Origin of the sequence: Paenibacillus sp. WLX1005 (assembly GCF_046603685.1) — a bacterium.
In the GTDB taxonomy this organism is placed as follows: Bacteria; Bacillota; Bacilli; order Paenibacillales; family Paenibacillaceae; genus Saccharibacillus.
The window spans coordinates 4,319,709-4,337,049 of the sequence record NZ_CP176756.1; the positions used below are offsets into that span (position 1 = coordinate 4,319,709).

The following is a 17,341-nucleotide window of genomic DNA, read 5'->3' on the forward strand; positions in this document are numbered from 1 at the left end:
TTGATAAGATTTAGTGAATATAACGATAGTGTTATGCTTCGCGTTTCGGGCATACCGAGCAGTAAGCCGCATCGTCGGCAGATTGATAATACAGACAGCAGGTTTGACGCACTCGGCGCGGCGTATCGGAACCGGGTAAAGGACGTTTCGGTGTATTGAAGCGGGATACCGGATTCCAGCGTTCGCCGAACAGCGATGCAGCAGCTGAGCCTTTTAAATAAGCAAAGTCTTCCTCAATGCGCTGCCGATTGTAATCGTATGATGGATCGGACAGCATCGTTTCATATACATAATAGACATAGATAGCGGTATTTTCCCACAAAATCGCTCGTGAGACACCTGCCGCTTTGGACAGACTGTTCCATATAGGCTGTAAATGTTCCGCGAATATCGTATGCAGATACGCGTCACGCTGCGCCTCATTCACTGGCGCTTGTTGCGCATGTTCGGGAGCGTGTTGCTGCTGAGATTCATCCGCTGAGCATGGATTCGTTATCTCGTACGTATTCGTTATGTCGCACGTATTCGTTATGTCGCACGTAACAGAAGTACTGTCAGCGTTGTGCAACAATAGAGCATCTTTCTGCTGCACACGCAGATGTGGCAACCAGATGTCGCCTTTGAATATAGATTCAACGCGGCAATTGTCCGGTGTAATCCGCAATCCTTTGCCAAACATCGTCATCGCGTACAGTGACGGCGCGACGATCATATAACTGTAACGCTTGGCAAACATCGATGCGATCAGCGGCAGAGAATCGCTCTCGTAAATATCTTGCAATGTATGCAGATAAGCCGCAGCCTTGTCCGGTATGAGTAACTCGGTAACATCGATACTATGAGCAACATCATCGGCTGGCTGGTCGGTCATACGCAAATCTTGTATAAGCGTCGTCCACTCCGCTTCACTCCAGACGGTGGATGACAATGGTAGATCGTTCATGAAGTCCCTCCTTTTGCAAACGGATACTTGCCAGAAAGTATACCTGTTACGACCGTGACTGTCCAATTCCAAGCTGCTGTTTACAAGTGATGTAATCGTCATATGTAGGTCATGCTACAGTCTTTTTTGACATAAATAATGATTGACGTTATGGGCGTTCCCCAGTATTATAAATACATTATTGAGAACGATTATCATTATTAAGGAGTGTTAACTTTCCATGAAAGCACGCTATACTCTGCCAGCAACACTGCTGTTATCCTCCGTGCTGTTCGCAGCCTGCGGTAACCAGCAAGCCGCCACCACAACGTCAAACAACGAAGCAGCCAGCTCTGCTTCTACAGAGTCTGCACCTGCAACGAACGAAGCCTCTTCCACAGCAGCAGGAACAGAAGCTGCCAAAACTGATTTCTCCAGCGAGGTGGAACAGTACCGCACATATGCGATTTCGGAGATTGACGCCTTTGTCACTCAAACCGAAGGATTCACCGATGCCGTCAAAGCAGGCAAATTGGACGAAGCCAAAACGCTGTATGCACCTGCACGTATGCACTATGAGCGTATTGAGCCAATCGCCGAAGCACTGGGCAATCTCGACCCGGACATCGACGCTCGTCAAGGCGATGTAGATGATAAAGACTGGCGCGGATTCCACAAGATCGAACAGATTCTGTGGGAAAACAAAACAACCGACGGTGCTAGCGAATATGCAGATCGCTTGTTGCAAGACGCCAAGCTGCTGCGCGCTAAAGTTGAAACAGTAGATATCGATGCCAGCCTGCTCGTAACTGGTGCAGTTGAGCTGCTGAACGAAGTCTCCTCTTCCAAAGTAACTGGTGAAGAAGAGCGTTATTCCCGCACTGACCTGTACGACTTTGTCGCTAACGTGGAAGGCGCACAGAAAATCTATGAAATTCTCAAACCAAGTCTGGCTGCCAAAGACCCAGATCTGGAAAAACAAATCGGCGAGAAATTCGATGCGCTGAATAAGGAACTCGCTCCATTTGCTACGAAGGACGGCGGTTATGTGAGCTACGACAAGCTGACCAAAGAAGACATCCGTACCCTGAGTCAGAATCTGGATGCACTGGCTGAACCGTTGTCGCAGATGGGAACCATTCTGGGAGTGTAACGATGAGCAATAATCATTCCTCTACACCACCATCTGACGGACAGCAGGATAATCAGCAGCAACCGGCAGTACAGCCGGAATCTGCATCATCAACCATCAACAATGAATCCCAACCCAAGTCCGTTTTTAGCAAGCCTGTAAGCCGCCGCGATATGCTGCGGCTTGCTGGCGCTTCTGGCGTTGGCTTATTGTTGGGTAGCACAGGCGCATTCGGTCTGATGGCAGCAACTGGCGGCAGTCTGCAACCTGCCTACGATCAGCCCGGTAGCACGGAAAATGTAACGACTGGTACAGAAGGCGGTAGCGACCGCTATGACTTTTACGGCAATCAGCAAGCGGGCATTGTGACACCGAGCCAGAATGTTATGTGCTTCGCTTCGTTTGATGTAACAGCAAGCGATGTTGCCAGTCTGAAACGAATGCTACAAAACTGGACCGTTGCTTCCGCATCGCTAATGACCGGACAACTGCTGAACGGACAAAATGAAAATGAACATCTCCCGCCCGCGGACACGGGCGAAGCGGCAGGCTTGTCGCCATCCCGACTCACGATTACATTTGGTGCTGGACCGAGTTTGTTTGACAGTCGGTTCGGATTAGCAGGTAAAAAGCCTGCTGGTTTCGCCGATCTGCCTGCTTTTAACGGCGACAATCTGCAACCAGAATGGTGCGGCGGCGATCTGGCAGTTCAAGTGTGCGCGGACGATATGCAGGTCGCTTTTCATGCGATGCGCAATCTGATTCGAATCGCTCGTGGTACGGCGGTATTGCGCTGGAGTCAGGAAGGATTTCAACGTAGTACCGCAGCGGACCCGAACAATGCCACCCCGCGTAATCTGATGGGCTTCAAGGACGGTACCGCTAATCCGAATATCAAGGATGCTGCGATGATGAACGAGGTCGTCTGGGTACAGCCGCAGGACAACGCAGGCTGGATGACTGGCGGCAGTTATATGGCAGTGCGGCGTATCCGTATGCGCATCGAGGTATGGGATCGCTCCAGTCTGGGTGATCAGGAGCAGACCTTTGGACGATATCGTGTTAGCGGCGCTCCGCTCGGATCGCAGCACGAAGCAGATCGCGGCGATGTGAATGCCAAGGACGCGTCCGGGCAGCCAGTCATTCCGATGAATGCGCATATGCGGGTCGCGCGCGGAGACGGTAACATGCAGATTTTGCGGCGTCCGTATTCGTATTCTAGCGGGATGGACAAAGTGACTGGTCAGCTGGATGCGGGACTCTTTTTCATCAGCTATCAGCGCAGTCTGGACAAGCAATTCATCCCGATGCAAAAGCGTTTGTCCGAGATTGATGCACTCAACGAATATACCCAGCATATCGGCAGTGCGACCTTCGCCTGCTTCCCGGGTGTTCGTCAAGGTGGATATATCGGCGATACACTGTTGTGAGAATGTAGGCATATTTGGGGCATATACCAGCTCGAACAGTACGTATCATGTAACGAGTTGATCGATACACGGTATCGCCTAATTCTCTATGTTCAGTAGCAGGATCGGGTCTACTATGATGAGATACCTGCGCATATCGCATCAGAGAATATTCTGTTTGTCCATGAATAACGTTTGCAGGATCGACGCGGTTGATACGGCTATCACTGGTATCAGCCGCTTACTTTTTAGCGAAAAGAGGAACACAGCATGCGCAAACCTATGCTGAATCGTTATCAACCTTACCGGATCGCTTTGCTGACAGTGCTATTGGCATTGCTCATGCTGACGCTATCCAATCTCATTCCAGCGAACACGGTATACACAAGTCAACTATCGGTATCGTACTCTTCGCTGTTGTATCCTTCTGCTGCTTACGCAGCGGACAGTACGCCAACCGCCGACGATCTGTTACCACTCGTCGGCAGCGCACTCGTCGATGCTGGTCAGCAAAAATGGAGCGATGCCAACAATGAGCTAAAGCAGTTCGCCGATGGCTGGGCAAAGCTAAACACTTCGGCGGCATCTCAGCAGGCGAATGATGTGAACACTGCCCTGCAAGCGGCGCAGCAGGCGTTAGCACAGGCAGATAGCAAGCCGGATGCCGTCACAACCGCACTCGGCAAGCTTGCCCGCGCAGTCAACAGCTATGCTGAAGCGGCAAACGGCACAGCTTCGGGTAACGGTGCTGCGCCAGCCAATGGCCCGTCCGAAGCCGGTAAACAAGCGGTACAGGAAATTTTGCCGCTGACCAATACAACGCTGCAACATATCAACGCAGCCGACTGGCAGGCAGCGCAAGCCAGCTACAAGCAAATTGTCGATGCGTGGCCCAATGTAGAAAATGCGATTCGTGCCGATAACTTTACCGTGTACAGTCAATTGGAAACGACGATGAGCATGATCCGGGTTGCACTGCAAGCCGAACCGCCGCGTGCTGATCAAGCCAAAGAACAAACGCAAAAGCTGATCGATCTGTTCAATCAGTACACTGCTGGCAATATCGCCGATAGCGCACCGGCAAGCGGCAGTATGCATCTGAGTGATGCGGTTACGCTGTTGCAACAGGTGCAAACGTCCATCCAGCAGCAGGATGCAGCGCAGGCAACGACGCAGATGCAGCAATTCATTACGATGTGGCCGCTGGTAGAAGGCGAAGTACAGATTTCTTCTTCGTCCACCTATACATCAGTTGAAAATGAAATGGCAGAAGCACAAGGGTATCTCGTTTCGACGCCGCCCAACTGGAATCAAGCGACAACTGTCGTCAACAATATGCTAGACGAATTAACGCCGATCACGTCCAAAACATCGTACACGTTCTGGGATGCGGCAGTCATTCTGCTACGTGAAGGTCTGGAAGCCATTCTTGTACTCGCTGCACTGCTCGCTTATGCGAAACGCAGTGGCAGCAAACAGGCAGGGGCATGGATCTGGAGCGGTGCATTATCTGGTCTCATCCTGAGTGGTGCCATTGCTGCGCTGTTCGTATATGCCTTTTCCCAGATGGCTTCCAGCGGCAGTACGCGCGAACTGATCGAAGGTATTACTGGTCTCGTAGCCGTCGTACTGATGATCAGCGTCGGTAACTGGCTGCACCAGAAAGCCAATTTGAAAAACTGGAACAGCTATATCGAGAATCAGGTCAGCGGCGCGATTGCACGCGGCAGCCTGTGGTCGCTAGCAGCAGTATCCGGGCTTGCGATTTTGCGGGAAGGTGCGGAGACAGCGATCTTCTACATCGGCATGGCGCCAGCAATTGCATTATCCCAATTGCTGCTCGGGATCGGGCTGGCACTGGTCATTCTGATCGTAATTGCGGTGCTCATTATCCGCTTCAGTGTGAAGCTGCCGATTCGTCCATTCTTCCTGACTGCAACCGTGCTAATCTACTATCTCGTCTTCCGCTTCCTCGGCGAAAGTATTCATGCTCTGCAAGTAGCAGGCAAATTGTCGGCACATACGATATCAAGTATGCCGTCAATCAGCTGGCTGGGCGTATATCCGACATGGGAAACGCTTATTCCGCAGCTGATTGTGCTAGTATTTCTCGTTTGGAGATTTGTGCTGCCGGAGATTCGCGGCGGGCGCAAACAAGCGGCTTAAATATGAACGTTTAGGCTTTACGACATTCTGTAGTATAGTAGAATGGTTTATTTGTGCAGGATAGAATAAGCAATGATGGAAGTAAATAACCATTTGCTGCCTTCGACTTTACAGATACAGTTGCATCTATGTATCTTGTGATTTCCAACTATATTCATCAGCTTTTGTACCATTTACATCATTGCTCACATGTATATATTAGTCTTTATCAAAAAGAGCCAGTACGCTGATCTGAGATCAAGCGGTGTACTGGCTCTTTGGGATTTACATATTTGTTAGTCTGTATCTTTACTTATGCATATGTTAATTTCCATGTATCTGAGTCTGTTTTTCACCCGTGCTTAGCCTTGTTTTCGCCATTTAAGAGGATCTTCACTTTACCATGCCATCACGCCGTCGGCGTTTAGAAACTCGCCGTTGTGCCGGGTGCCATCGATAGCATAACGTACGATAATGGCGGCACCTTCTGCTTTCGTTTTACCGCCCAGTGCATTTCCATTCAAATCGGTCGTTGTGAAGCCCGGTGTTACAGCGAATACCTGCGCACTACTGTCTCGCAATTCGTATGCCATCGATGTGGTCATGGCGTTGTTCGCCGTTTTTGACGCGTTATAATCAAACGCATTCAACGTTGCTGGTGCCTGTTGAATATGTGTCAGCGATGCCATATCTGTCGTCACATTGACGATCGTGCCACCGTTGCTCTTGATCAGCGGTAGCAGATGTTGATTTAACCGGAATGTACCGAAGAAATTAACTTCAAACGCATTGCGCAGATTCTCTTCTTGCGTCGCTGTAAACGAACTTGCAAATGCGCCCGGCATACCGGCATTGTTGATCAGTAATGATAGCTCTGGATATTCCTTCCTAATACGCGTCGCCGCCTGCGAGATGCTGTCCGCATCCGTCATATCGATAGCGACAAATGCAGCATCTACGCCTTGAGCAGTCAATTCAGCAGTCGCTGCTTTGCCGCGTTCCACATGGCGCGCGCCGACAATCACTTTCCAGCCTGCTTCACCAAGCTGCTTGGCAATCTCGAATCCAATTCCTTTGTTGGCACCTGTTACAAAAGCAATTTGAGTCATTGTCGTTCCTCTTTTCATATTGGATTTGTGTATCAACGACTTTAGATTACTCTGCTACACTTAGTGTAGGTCAACCCTATTTTGCAAAAGAAATGAGGAGCTTATGTTTACGATTGGACAAGTTGCCAGAGAAGTCGGCGTCAACATCGGCGCGATTCGCTTTTATGAACGAAAAGGTCTGCTGGAGCCTGCTATACGCAGTGAGCAGAATAATCGACTGTACAGCGAGCTAGATTTGAAATGGCTGAACTTTATCAAATGTCTGCGCGAAACAGGCATGAGTGTCGACGATATTAAGGATTATCACGATCTCGTAAAGGTCGGCACAGACACATTGCCGGAGCGTATCCGTTTGATTCAGGAGCAGAAGCAGAAACTGCTGGACGATATTGCATATAAACAATCACAGCTGGTGCATCTGGAAGAAAAGTTGGTGCGATATTATAACGGAGAAAATTACTAAACGATCGCCACTCTTATCTCAAAATACCAAAGCCCCGATCCTACAGAGCATTCGTTAGAATGTCTGGATAGAGGATCGGGGCTTTACATCATTAAAATGGTGGTGTATCTAGGATTGTTTGCACAGGTGTATTCCTAATGATGATCGATTTCAACACAGAAATATCCTACAGGCAAACTCCAAACTCAAAAGTAATCCGAGAAATACGGAATCTGCTGCTCAATTGCATCTTCCAGCATGTCCAGCGTATCCGCACCGCAGGTGATTCTGCCGATTTTGCGTAAATAATCCGGGCGCTTGTAGCCGAGTAGCATCGTCGTCATCGTCTGAATGTCGATACGGGAATCGGTCGATTCGCTCACACGCTCTACGCTCCCCCGTCCTTCCGGCGAAATATGCAGCCGGAATACACCTTGATTCCACGATAGCAGCGGGTCCTCCATCGTGAATGTCCACACCCGCTCCTTCGTATCCGGCTTAAACGGATATGCAGCGATAAACTGCTCCAGATCGACGATCCGTGCCATATAATACGGCGAAATGGACTCGTGAATATCCGCATCCTCCAGCAGAAATGCCAGCGGCTCGCTTGTATGAATATTGCCCTGCACCTTCGTAATCATCGAGAAATGCGCACTGACAAAGTTCCACAACCCAATCCGCGCCTCTTCATTCAGGAAAATCATATCCTTAATATGAAACACTTCATCTGCGATCCAGTACAGTACATATCCTTCTGGCTCGCGCTTTTCATTGTAATAAATAGCGGCAACGAGATCGTCCAGATCCCACATAAAGTACTCCCGCCATGCCAGCTCATTACGCACCAATGCTCCATGCGTCTGCATTGCAAAATGCTGGTACGCCTGCTTCACCTCATCGCTCTCTGCCATGAAGCGCTCGACCTCGCCCGGCACCTGCTTCATCTTGGGTAGCTGGTAATCGTTCACTTCAAACACGATCTTGTCTGAAATGATCTCCCATCCTTTGCGCCGATAATATGGAATCGAATACGGGAACAGATACGAGATGCTCTGCCCTTTTAGCCGCATATTTTCTAGCGCCTTATTGAGCAGCTTGTTCATCAAGCCCTGCCCAGAATATTCGGGGAATGTACCGACACTCGTCAATCCACCCATTTCATACGTTGTATTGAAGATTCGCACCTGAAACGGATACACCGCCACCTGCGAGATCAATTTGTCCTCATTAAACCAGCCCCATACATCTGCCTGATGCAGAGTCGACGCGAATACTTCCAGAATCTCGGCTTCTTCCCAACCGATATTGTTCAAATCCTGATGTGTCACCTGAAATACATAGCGCAATAATTGCACATACTGCTCCAGATGCTGATCTCCGACCTTATTCATTTTCAGCTGTTTCTTTTTTCCCATAACGGCTTCCTTTCGCATGTTTGAAATGAATAGCTGATCCTTTGCTTGCCAGTTTCATTATATCGCACCTAACATAGACTTGCGAAGACGAGAAATTTGTTAATCTTCTTTACAAATATAACGATCTCGGCGGAAAAGCTATTGCATTCCCCCATATCATGAATTACTATAAACTCAAGAAAATAATTTTCCTCTATATTTCTATAAAAGATTTGGTTCTTTTCATAAATGTTGTGATTTTATTTCATATTGTCTTTATATAACTATAGTAACAGCACTGTTGTCGAATGAAATTTATTTTCATCAAGATTGCCCATTTTGTAAAATATGAGGAGGAATGACCGGTGTCCCCGATACTTCATGTGCTGGAACAGGGATTGGATAAGCTGTCACCGCAGGAACGCAGACTTGCGCATTATATTTTGCAGCAGCCGTCATCCATTATCCGGCTGGGCATTACGCAGCTGGCAACGCAGTGCGGGATTAGCCCGGCGACGGTGACGCGTTTTTGTAAGACGTTTCATTTTGAAGGCTTTCCCGATTTTAAAATGAAGCTGGCTGCCGAGCTGGCGCAGCAATCCATTCCCGGTTCGTATCAGGACATCATCGCCGGGAATCCGCTGTCCGAGATCGTCAAAGCGATTGAATCCAATCATGTGACTTCTATCAACGATACGACACGATTGCTTAGTCTGCCGCGTCTGGAGCAAGCGGTCGGTTATCTGATCCGTGCACGGCGGATCGACCTGTATGGTATCGCTACATCGTCGATTGTGGCGCAGGACTTGTACCAGAAGCTGATTCGGATCGGCAAAAACTGCACAGCCTTCGCTGATTCGCACATGCAGATTACATCCGCCTCCACTCTCACATCCGAGGATGTGGCGCTGGCAATCTCTTACTCCGGCGAGACGAAGGAGACGATCGACGCGCTCACCTGTGCGAAGGAAAACGGAGCAACCACGCTGTCGATTACCCAGTACAGCTCCAATCCGTTATCCTCAATCGCGGACATCTCGCTCTTCTCCTCCTCGCTGGAAAAAGGCATTCGACGTGGCGATATGGCATCCCGCATCGCCCAGCTTCATATCATCGATATTTTGTTCACCGGTATGATCAGCGCCCAGTTTAACGATTCCGTCAACAAGCTGGAGCTGTCCTATAAAAATGTGCGGCGTTACCGCAAAGACTCAGGAGGTTGAGATTCATGGTAAATTTGGTCAAGGTAGGCAACGAACAGGATTTTGGCAAAGTAGCAGCGTATATCGTATCCAGTCTGGTGCAAACATCGCCGCGTGCAGTACTTGGTCTGGCAACAGGCGGCACACCGGTCGGATTATATAAAGAACTGATCGCCATTTACAATCAGGGCGTAATCAGCTTTGAGAAAGTGAAAACATACAATCTGGACGAATATGTTGGGCTGCCAACCGATCATCCAGCTTCGTATCGCACCTTCATGAACGAGCATCTGTTTAACCATATCGATATTTTGCCAGAAAATACGCAGGTGCCTAACGGTCAGGCTGCCGATCCGGCTCAAGAATGCCGTCGTTATGATGAAATGCTGTCCGAAGCATCCATCGATCTGCAAGTGCTCGGCATTGGACATAACGGACATATTGGCTTCAACGAGCCGGGCAATGAACTCGTGCCAAGCACGCATGTCGTCGATCTGCTACCGGAAACGCGTGAAGCGAATGCCCGTTATTTTAACTCCATCGACGAGGTGCCGACACAGGCGATTACGATGGGCGTCGGTACGATTATGAAGTCGCGCCAGATTCTGCTAATGGTACGCGGTGCGGACAAAGCGGAGATTATCCACCGCGCACTGACTGGTCCAATCACCACCCTGTGCCCGGCGTCGCTGCTGCAATTGCACCCGAACGTAACCGTACTGATGGACGCGGAGGCTGGGAGGTTGTTTCAGCAATGACCTATACCGATGATTCCAATGGAACACCATTCCCGACTTCCTTTCGCATCGTCAACGGCAAGATTGTAACGCCAGAGCAGATCATCGAGAACGGAACACTGATTGTGGAAAATGGTGTGATTACGTATGTAGGACCGGCAGCGGAGCAGAGTACTCATACGATCTCTACTCCAAGTGCTGATACAAGCGATGTATCCTCATCTGCTACAGATACCATCCCTGTGTACGATGCCAACGGTGGCTTGGTACTGCCGGGCTTTGTGGATATTCATGTGCATGGCGGCATGGGACAGGATTTTATGGATTCCAATCCTGAGGTGCTGGATATTATCACTACGTTCCATGCCGGACAGGGTACGACATCCATTCTAGCGACAACAATGACCGCACCGCGCGCAGATATTGACCATGTGTTGGAGCAGGTGCAAGCCTATGTGCAACAGGGCGATATGCCGGGCGCGCAGGTCGTAGGTGTTCATCTGGAAGGGCCGTTTATTAATCCAAAATGGCCCGGCGCGCAAAATCCGGGTCATATCGTACTACCGAATGTGCAGTGGCTGGAAGAATGGCATGCCGCCTATCCGGGTCTGATCAAGCAATTGACGCTAGCACCGGAGAGAGAAGGCGCGCTGGAAGTGATCTCATGGCTGCGTGCGCACAACATTACTGCTGCCGCAGGTCATACGGATGCGACGTATGAGCAGATCATGGATGCGGTAGCTGCTGGACTCAATCATGCCGTGCATACCTTTAATGCGATGACACCACTACATCACCGCAAACCGGGAACTGCTGGTGCTGTACTTGGTACGCCAGCCATTCATGCCGAGATCATCGCCGATGGCATTCACGTCCATCCGGCGGCTGTGTCGCTGCTGGCACAGCTCAAACAGCAAAACAATCTGATCCTGATCACCGATGCAATGTCCGCCGCTGGTCTGGGCGATGGCGATTATATGCTGGGCGATCAGCCAGTCAAAGTCATCAACGGCGTAGCGACATTGCCAGAAGATAGCGGCACACTCGCAGGTAGCCGATTGACGATGATCGAAGGCTTTCGTTTTCTGGTGGAACAAGCGGGATTGTCGATCTTACAGGCTTCGCAAGCGGCGAGTGGCAATCCGGCACGTCAGTTGAATCTGTACGAGCAGTTTGGCAGCTTGGAAGTTGGCAAGCAGGGCGATGTGCTGGTGCTGGATGAGCAGATGGAATTGCAGCATGTGTTTATTAAAGGTCGGCAGTTAGGTAGTTAATTAACAAAAATGACGTATAGATCATTACGCTGAATCAGGCGTAAGCTCTATACGTCATTTTATTTATCTGGCGAAATCGTTCCTTTTTCTTGCTCATATTGTTCGATATGTTGCTCAATCAAATACTCAATTTGCATTGCAATCGAGCGTTTATTCTTCTCGGCAATCACTTTAATTTTCTCGAAGTTCTCTTCTTTCAATCTCAGAGTAAAGACTCTTTTATCCGTAGCCATGAATGAAATCTCCTCAAAAGTGATGTCATTATTGTATCATTGTGAATGAATCGCATATACGATCACCTTGACATCTAAGTGATGTCACTATAAACTAAAACAAACACTAAAAGTGACATCACCTTTGGAGGTAATCAGATGGATGAGTTTGACAAAGCGTTTGATCAATTCAAATCGATACGTATGGAAAGTATCGCAAATCTATGTATTTATAATTCTAAAGATTATAAAAAGTTAATGATAGACAGTGATCGTTTATTTACTGAGTTGTGTACATATGTGAAACCGCAGGGAATGAAGTTATTAATGGATTATTGTAATGCAATGACTCTGCTACAAGGAATAGCAGAGTCGATGATGTATGAGCAAGGATTAAAAGATGGGATTAATTTTTTGAATACAATTAAAATCAAATGATTTTTATTACTTCTTATTAACCATAGCCTCAAGCTCATCAAGGTCCTTCCATTCCAAGCACATTTCAGGTACTTCACAACTATGATTAACAAGAGAATCCAATAATGATAAAACTTTTATACTATGCGCCTCAGAATTTTTAATATTCTCAATAGCATTATATGGTTTATCACTTTTTACATCTAAACTAAAGAAAGCTTGTTCAAAATTAGGGATTAACGCAATGAGTCTTACCTTCTCATTATTTACATGCATCTTTTTGCTGTCCATAATATTTTGATTTACTGTCCAAGCAGAATTTCTAGTTTGATTTGAATTAAAAGGTTTATCGCTATCATGTAAAATAGAATATTGACTCTCAAATTGATTTAAAATCTTAACGAGTGAACAAATTATAGCTTTTCCTCGTGCTCTAATAATATGAATATCTTTGTACTTTTCTGGATTTTCACTTATTAAATATTTAAAGGCAGAGTATTCTGTATCCCCTTCAACAATTACAGATTTCCCTCCAAAGAAGAACTCTGCAACATAGGGATCACAAGCATTTAATAATTTTAGATTACTACGATCATTTTCATCTAGTTTAGCTGTTTTCGGTCTAAATAATGTTGTTCCTTGTATGTTTCCAGAATTATTTTTTTCTACTCTTACAATAGTTGTATTATCCCTAGAGAGATCTATAAAGGCAGGTGAATGTGTCGTCACCATAACTTGCCAATTACCAGAAGAAGGAAGTTCATACAATACATTGCAAGCTTCTCTGATAGCATTAGGATGTAAGCAAAGTTCAGGTTCATCTAGGAGTAACACATGCGGTCTCTCAGATTGTACGACTTTTTTTGAAATTCCTGATTCTGAAATATATTTTAATGCCGTCCATAATAATGTCCTTCTAGCACCACTACCCTGTCTTTCTATGTTGCTAAGGTACCCACCCTCTGGTCCCATTAACAATTGAGAACCTGCTTTGAAGAGATTTACAGCCTTATCTAAATCTTCCTCTGGTCTAGCATCAAACTTCACTCTGTATCCAGTGAAAACCTTACTAACTAAACTCGAAATTTCAGTTTCTATACGATTAATTTCTGTACTAGCGTCTTTAATAATTTTATTTTGAATTTCTTTAATATTTGATAATAACTTTTCATACTCCGATTGTTCTTCTGAAGATTCTTCAATTTTACTTATTTGAAATTGCTTCACTCTATCTTTTAATACACTTTCTAAAATTTTCACTATCTCATCTGCTTGTACTTTAGGATCAGCAAAAGCATCAACTTTATGTGGTTGAGGACGTTTAGAATTGGCTACATTAGGTGCTCCCCAAGGAACATTTTCTGACCAACTAGATGATGTCGCATCATAACCTTGTCTTTTAGGATCGCCCGGTGCTGTCCATACCCATTTTTCTTTAACTATTTTTTCTCCTTCTATTTCGTTAATCCATTGTGCGCCTACAGTTTCATCATAAATGACAGTATGTAATTCAATTTCTGGACATTCCCTAGTATTAAGAATACCACTAGGAAAATCATCAATTGTGATTTTCCCTAAATTAGAACCTTGATTCATTGCTAATTCGTAAGCTCTTAAAATCGTACTTTTCCCAGCATTATTTGGACCTACTAATACAACAATATCATCTAAATCTATTTCTACAGGTACAGAGCCAATACACCTAAAGTTTTTTACAAACAATTTTAATTAATTAATCTTGGTTTAGCAATAGAGGGATTTTGCGATTCCAACGTAACTTCATTAACTTCTTTTTTTGCTCTCGCCATTTTTATTCCTCCTAAGTTTTATGAAAATTATATTTATTAACTCAAATTTCAAAATTAGGACTAGCAAATTTTATTTAATTAAATTTCGTTAAAAATATTTGGGATTTGCTTATCACCTTTTTTATAGTCAGGACGATTTGCTTCAAATGAACCTTCAGTTTCAATAGAACTCATGTCTGCTACTTTGAATAGTCTCCAACCTAGCTTTCCAGATGAACTGTATCCATCGATTTGATATCCTCTAAGTAATTCGTGTCCTTTCGTACCAATACCATAACAATATGGTTCGACCGTCCTCGCACCACCATCATAAAAAAAGGTCAATAAATTCTTTTGATCAATTGCATCACTTATAGTTGAATTCATTTTGGCACCCCTTGTTTTCAATTTTATATATAAATTTGCTAGTCCACATATTCAAAATGTTATTATAATACTTTTAAATATATATTTATATTTAATGGATAATAATTACTATAATTATATTTATTGATGTAGCTACTGTAAAGTATTTTTTAAAATCACAAAGAGGTAGCTCCTGCTAGTTACAGGAACTACCTCTTTGTAATTTTCACTTCTCTGCCGTAGTGGAACTCGCAGTATCAGCCGATTGCGCAGCGGTGGAGATATTATTCACCATCAGCTGATACGCCCATTTCCCACTTGGATCAACGATCCATACATGATCCTGATCCTGCGGCGATTGCCAGCCGGTGTAATGCTCTACTGTTGTCTTCTCTCCATGCAACAGCTGCACATCCAGCGTCAATATTTGCTTGTATGACTGAACCTGTGCCGCTGGTACAGGTAACTCCGTAGTTGGCATGTTCTTGATGGCATCTGTCATATTACTCGCCAGATCGCTTGCCAGCGCTTTGCCATTTAGCATCCATTCATCTTGCGATGGGTCGGCGCTGTTGGCTTTGTGCGTGAGTGTCCAGTTGGCAGATGGAGCACTGCTTTTCCAGACGACTTTGCTCAGTTGTTCGTCATCCCAGCCAATCGGCGTCGTGTCGATAAACTGGAAGGCGGTGCCGGACAGGTCATTGATATTTTGCTGAGATAATTCGATGACTGGGCCATCGTTCAAGCGAGCGTAATAATACCCTTTGGTTGGTACTTCGTCACCTAGCAGCAACGTGTACATTTGTCCGCTACTGGTGGTGAGTACGATGTTCGGCTTGTCTGCATGCAATCCGTATTTGGATAGATCGGACGGCTGCTCCTCAACGGTGCTGTGTACTGTCGCCGCCTTGAGCGTGCTCAGCCAGTCGTTGATCATGTACGTATTGATTGGATACGCAGCGGGAGATGTCATACTCCACTGCCCTTCGGTTTGCTCCAGTTGGATCATATCGGCAGACATCTGGGTAGATTGCTCCGCAGCTGCACCATTCTTCTGTGTACTGTCATCATTCTCACTGCTAGACGTGGTAGATGTGGCTTCATCTGTACTTTTCGTAGCCGTACTCTTGCCTGCTGCATTTGCAGCGGTTGTATCGCTGGCGGTATCATTTCCGCCTGCTGCGTTAGAGCGGATGACAATACTCTGTACCTCGCTATCCTCTAGCGTCAATAGCTTGCTCTCTGCCGTAGTTGCCGCAGTGTCTTCCTTTTTGAAAAAGTTCTGGCAATACGCGTAGCCGACTCCTGCTGCCAAAATAAGCAGCAGGATGATCGAGGGTAGCAGTTTTTTCACCATATCTAATATGCCCCCTTCTTACGCTCTGCGGCGTCTCCACCACAGGAATATACCTACCGCTACGAACAGCAGCGGGAATACGATCACGGTGGAGATCAGGATGATTCGTGCCTGCGGCAGTGTCAGTGTTGCAGTCTGGTACTGGTCTTCCACCTTCGGACGAATCGTTACCTGACTGTCATTGCCGATCAGGTAATTGATGCTGTTCACGACAAAGTCCAGATTCCCCTGCTGCTGAATCGACTGATCCATCATAAAGGTAGAGCCGCCCAGCACAATCGCCTTCGGCTTGCTATCCGAACCGCCTACGGCAAAGCCGAGGTCAAACGGTCCAGTCAGATCATTGGCATCCTTCTGTGTGGACGATTCCAGCAGCCCGGACAGATTCGTCTCGCCATAGCTCTCAGATGAAGTGGACAGCAGCGGTGTAACGGTCAGACCGTCTTTGGCTTCCTGCTTGAGCGCAATCGACAGCGACATAATGGTATATAGATTGCTATTCGCTAATTTGGTCGTAATCTCATGGTTGCCGTATTCCGGCACAATGGTCAGTGGATCGTACAGCGATTGTCCTTTTGGCTCGACCGCTACCGCATGCGTGTCGGTAATGCCGTACGTGCTCATCAGGGAATCGATGTTCGTCCAATCGGTTTTGGCTTTTTCATTGAAGCCGAGTGACAGGAACAGCTTGCCGCCCTTGTCGACATACTGGCGAATGACTTTCGTTTCCGCAGCGCTCAGATCGGTTTGCGGGGCAACGATCATCAGCACACTGGCGTCATCGGGAATACTGCCTTCCTGTGCCAGTGATAATTCGGATACGTCGATATTTTCTTCTTTTAACTGTCCCGCCAGCACGCTCAATGTGGACGTATTAAATTCGTTATGCCCGTTAAGCAGGTACGCTTTGTACGTTTTGTCTGACGACAGCGACAACAGACCAGATGTAAGCTGCTGCTCGCCCGTAAATTGGTACGAGGTCGAAGCTGCTGCTTCACTATCGCTACTGTCGGCGTCACTGCTGCTGAACATGTTGTAGACAAGGATCGATTTGGTTCGTTCGCCCTGTTTTAATACGACTGTGCTCTCGGTTACGCCATACTGGCGCGCCAGTTCAGGATTTTGCAGCAGGTCGTATTGCTTCACTTCCAGCTTGCTATTCAGCTTATGGTATTCATCCAGCAAGTCCGTCACTTCGCGTGTATACACCTGCGCATCCTGCGAATTCATGAACACCATAGCCTCAACCGGCTCGTTGATACTTTTCACTGTATTGATCGTCTGGTCGGACAAGGTGTTTTGTTTATTTTGCGTCAAATCCGTCTGGAAATTGCCTAGCGAGTTCAAAAACAACGTCAATACGATAAAAATACCAATCGCCGCCACCGAGACGACAATTGCATTCGTGCGTGTAATCCATTTGCTCATCTTCA

Annotated in this window: 16 protein-coding genes; 8 read left to right on the forward strand and 8 right to left on the reverse strand. The window is 46.8% G+C overall.

Annotation, left to right across the window (positions count from 1 at the left end; genetic code table 11):
* Positions 1-31: 31 nt before the first annotated feature.
* Positions 32-943 (reverse strand): IucA/IucC family C-terminal-domain containing protein, encoded by a 912-nt coding sequence (locus tag ACE3MZ_RS18465; protein ID WP_411343575.1) that lies wholly within the window; start codon positions 941-943, stop codon positions 32-34.
* A 220-nt stretch (positions 944-1,163) separates the two neighbouring features.
* Between ACE3MZ_RS18465 and efeO the strand changes: the two genes are divergently transcribed.
* The 3 genes from efeO to ACE3MZ_RS18480 all read left to right on the forward strand — a co-directional run bounded on the left by efeO (position 1,164) and on the right by ACE3MZ_RS18480 (position 5,629).
* Positions 1,164-2,075 (forward strand): iron uptake system protein EfeO, encoded by a 912-nt coding sequence (gene efeO / locus ACE3MZ_RS18470; RefSeq protein ID WP_411343576.1) that lies wholly within the window; start codon positions 1,164-1,166, stop codon positions 2,073-2,075.
* Between the two features lie 2 nt (positions 2,076-2,077).
* Positions 2,078-3,484: an iron uptake transporter deferrochelatase/peroxidase subunit gene (gene efeB, locus ACE3MZ_RS18475; RefSeq protein ID WP_411343577.1), complete on the forward strand. Its 1,407-nt coding sequence runs from the start codon at positions 2,078-2,080 to the stop codon at positions 3,482-3,484.
* A gap of 249 nt (positions 3,485-3,733) precedes the next feature.
* Complete coding sequence (locus tag ACE3MZ_RS18480; RefSeq protein ID WP_411343578.1) at positions 3,734-5,629, forward strand: FTR1 family protein; 1,896 nt, start codon at positions 3,734-3,736, stop codon at positions 5,627-5,629.
* Positions 5,630-6,006: 377 nt separating this feature from the next.
* Here ACE3MZ_RS18480 and ACE3MZ_RS18485 read toward each other — a convergent pair whose 3' ends face one another.
* On the reverse strand, positions 6,007-6,717 hold the full coding sequence (locus ACE3MZ_RS18485) for an SDR family NAD(P)-dependent oxidoreductase (RefSeq protein WP_411343579.1): 711 nt from the start codon (positions 6,715-6,717) through the stop codon (positions 6,007-6,009).
* Positions 6,718-6,820: 103 nt separating this feature from the next.
* On the opposite strand from ACE3MZ_RS18485, the gene ACE3MZ_RS18490 reads away from it, so the two are divergent.
* A complete protein-coding gene (locus ACE3MZ_RS18490; RefSeq protein WP_411343580.1) occupies positions 6,821-7,180 on the forward strand; it encodes a MerR family transcriptional regulator in 360 nt (119 codons plus the stop codon).
* A 185-nt stretch (positions 7,181-7,365) separates the two neighbouring features.
* On the opposite strand, the gene eis is transcribed toward ACE3MZ_RS18490, so the two are convergent.
* The gene (gene eis, locus ACE3MZ_RS18495; protein ID WP_411343581.1) at positions 7,366-8,577 is read right to left on the reverse strand and encodes an enhanced intracellular survival protein Eis; all 1,212 of its coding nucleotides are present in this window, start codon (positions 8,575-8,577) and stop codon (positions 7,366-7,368) included.
* Between the two features lie 344 nt (positions 8,578-8,921).
* Between eis and ACE3MZ_RS18500 the strand changes: the two genes are divergently transcribed.
* From ACE3MZ_RS18500 to nagA, 3 genes are read left to right on the forward strand one after another with little or no spacing between them, the layout of a single operon-like run.
* The gene (locus tag ACE3MZ_RS18500; RefSeq protein WP_411343582.1) at positions 8,922-9,779 is read left to right on the forward strand and encodes a MurR/RpiR family transcriptional regulator; all 858 of its coding nucleotides are present in this window, start codon (positions 8,922-8,924) and stop codon (positions 9,777-9,779) included.
* Between the two features lie 5 nt (positions 9,780-9,784).
* The gene (nagB, locus tag ACE3MZ_RS18505) at positions 9,785-10,516 is read left to right on the forward strand and encodes a glucosamine-6-phosphate deaminase (RefSeq protein WP_411343583.1); all 732 of its coding nucleotides are present in this window, start codon (positions 9,785-9,787) and stop codon (positions 10,514-10,516) included.
* Positions 10,513-11,769, forward strand: coding sequence for an N-acetylglucosamine-6-phosphate deacetylase (gene nagA / locus ACE3MZ_RS18510; protein WP_411343584.1), 1,257 nt, complete (start codon positions 10,513-10,515; stop codon positions 11,767-11,769). Before nagB ends, nagA begins: the two co-directional genes overlap by 4 nt.
* Before the next feature lie 59 nt (positions 11,770-11,828).
* On the opposite strand, the gene ACE3MZ_RS18515 is transcribed toward nagA, so the two are convergent.
* The gene (locus tag ACE3MZ_RS18515; RefSeq protein WP_411343585.1) at positions 11,829-12,002 is read right to left on the reverse strand and encodes an Arc family DNA-binding protein; all 174 of its coding nucleotides are present in this window, start codon (positions 12,000-12,002) and stop codon (positions 11,829-11,831) included.
* Positions 12,003-12,140: 138 nt separating this feature from the next.
* On the opposite strand from ACE3MZ_RS18515, the gene ACE3MZ_RS18520 reads away from it, so the two are divergent.
* Positions 12,141-12,419 carry a hypothetical protein gene (locus tag ACE3MZ_RS18520; protein ID WP_411343586.1) on the forward strand — a complete coding sequence of 93 codons (279 nt, stop codon included), beginning with the start codon at positions 12,141-12,143 and terminating at the stop codon, positions 12,417-12,419.
* A 6-nt stretch (positions 12,420-12,425) separates the two neighbouring features.
* On the opposite strand, the gene ACE3MZ_RS18525 is transcribed toward ACE3MZ_RS18520, so the two are convergent.
* The 4 genes from ACE3MZ_RS18525 to ACE3MZ_RS18540 form a co-directional block, all read right to left on the reverse strand.
* Positions 12,426-14,120, reverse strand: a complete 1,695-nt coding sequence (locus ACE3MZ_RS18525; RefSeq protein WP_411343587.1) for an ATP-dependent nuclease — start codon at positions 14,118-14,120, stop codon at positions 12,426-12,428.
* Positions 14,121-14,284: 164 nt separating this feature from the next.
* The gene (locus ACE3MZ_RS18530) at positions 14,285-14,572 is read right to left on the reverse strand and encodes a hypothetical protein (protein ID WP_411343588.1); all 288 of its coding nucleotides are present in this window, start codon (positions 14,570-14,572) and stop codon (positions 14,285-14,287) included.
* A gap of 205 nt (positions 14,573-14,777) precedes the next feature.
* Positions 14,778-15,908, reverse strand: a complete 1,131-nt coding sequence (locus tag ACE3MZ_RS18535) for a DUF4340 domain-containing protein (protein ID WP_411343589.1) — start codon at positions 15,906-15,908, stop codon at positions 14,778-14,780.
* Between the two features lie 18 nt (positions 15,909-15,926).
* Positions 15,927-17,336, reverse strand: coding sequence for a GldG family protein (locus ACE3MZ_RS18540; protein WP_411343590.1), 1,410 nt, complete (start codon positions 17,334-17,336; stop codon positions 15,927-15,929).
* Between the last annotated feature and the right edge of the window lie 5 nt (positions 17,337-17,341).

What these genes read in the sequence shown, in the direction of transcription:
- ACE3MZ_RS18465 (WP_411343575.1), bottom strand. Translation starts at nt 943, where the DNA reads ATGAACGATCTACCATTGTCATCCACCGTCTGGAGTGAAGCGGAGTGG.
- efeO (WP_411343576.1), top strand. Translation starts at nt 1,164, where the DNA reads ATGAAAGCACGCTATACTCTGCCAGCAACACTGCTGTTATCCTCCGTG.
- eis (WP_411343581.1), bottom strand. Translation starts at nt 8,577, where the DNA reads ATGGGAAAAAAGAAACAGCTGAAAATGAATAAGGTCGGAGATCAGCAT.
- ACE3MZ_RS18535 (WP_411343589.1), bottom strand. Translation starts at nt 15,908, where the DNA reads ATGGTGAAAAAACTGCTACCCTCGATCATCCTGCTGCTTATTTTGGCA.
- efeB (WP_411343577.1), top strand. Translation starts at nt 2,078, where the DNA reads ATGAGCAATAATCATTCCTCTACACCACCATCTGACGGACAGCAGGAT.
- ACE3MZ_RS18540 (WP_411343590.1), bottom strand. Translation starts at nt 17,336, where the DNA reads ATGAGCAAATGGATTACACGCACGAATGCAATTGTCGTCTCGGTGGCG.
- ACE3MZ_RS18490 (WP_411343580.1), top strand. Translation starts at nt 6,821, where the DNA reads ATGTTTACGATTGGACAAGTTGCCAGAGAAGTCGGCGTCAACATCGGC.
- ACE3MZ_RS18520 (WP_411343586.1), top strand. Translation starts at nt 12,141, where the DNA reads ATGGATGAGTTTGACAAAGCGTTTGATCAATTCAAATCGATACGTATG.
- ACE3MZ_RS18515 (WP_411343585.1), bottom strand. Translation starts at nt 12,002, where the DNA reads ATGGCTACGGATAAAAGAGTCTTTACTCTGAGATTGAAAGAAGAGAAC.
- ACE3MZ_RS18480 (WP_411343578.1), top strand. Translation starts at nt 3,734, where the DNA reads ATGCGCAAACCTATGCTGAATCGTTATCAACCTTACCGGATCGCTTTG.
- nagA (WP_411343584.1), top strand. Translation starts at nt 10,513, where the DNA reads ATGACCTATACCGATGATTCCAATGGAACACCATTCCCGACTTCCTTT.
- nagB (WP_411343583.1), top strand. Translation starts at nt 9,785, where the DNA reads ATGGTAAATTTGGTCAAGGTAGGCAACGAACAGGATTTTGGCAAAGTA.
- ACE3MZ_RS18530 (WP_411343588.1), bottom strand. Translation starts at nt 14,572, where the DNA reads ATGAATTCAACTATAAGTGATGCAATTGATCAAAAGAATTTATTGACC.
- ACE3MZ_RS18485 (WP_411343579.1), bottom strand. Translation starts at nt 6,717, where the DNA reads ATGACTCAAATTGCTTTTGTAACAGGTGCCAACAAAGGAATTGGATTC.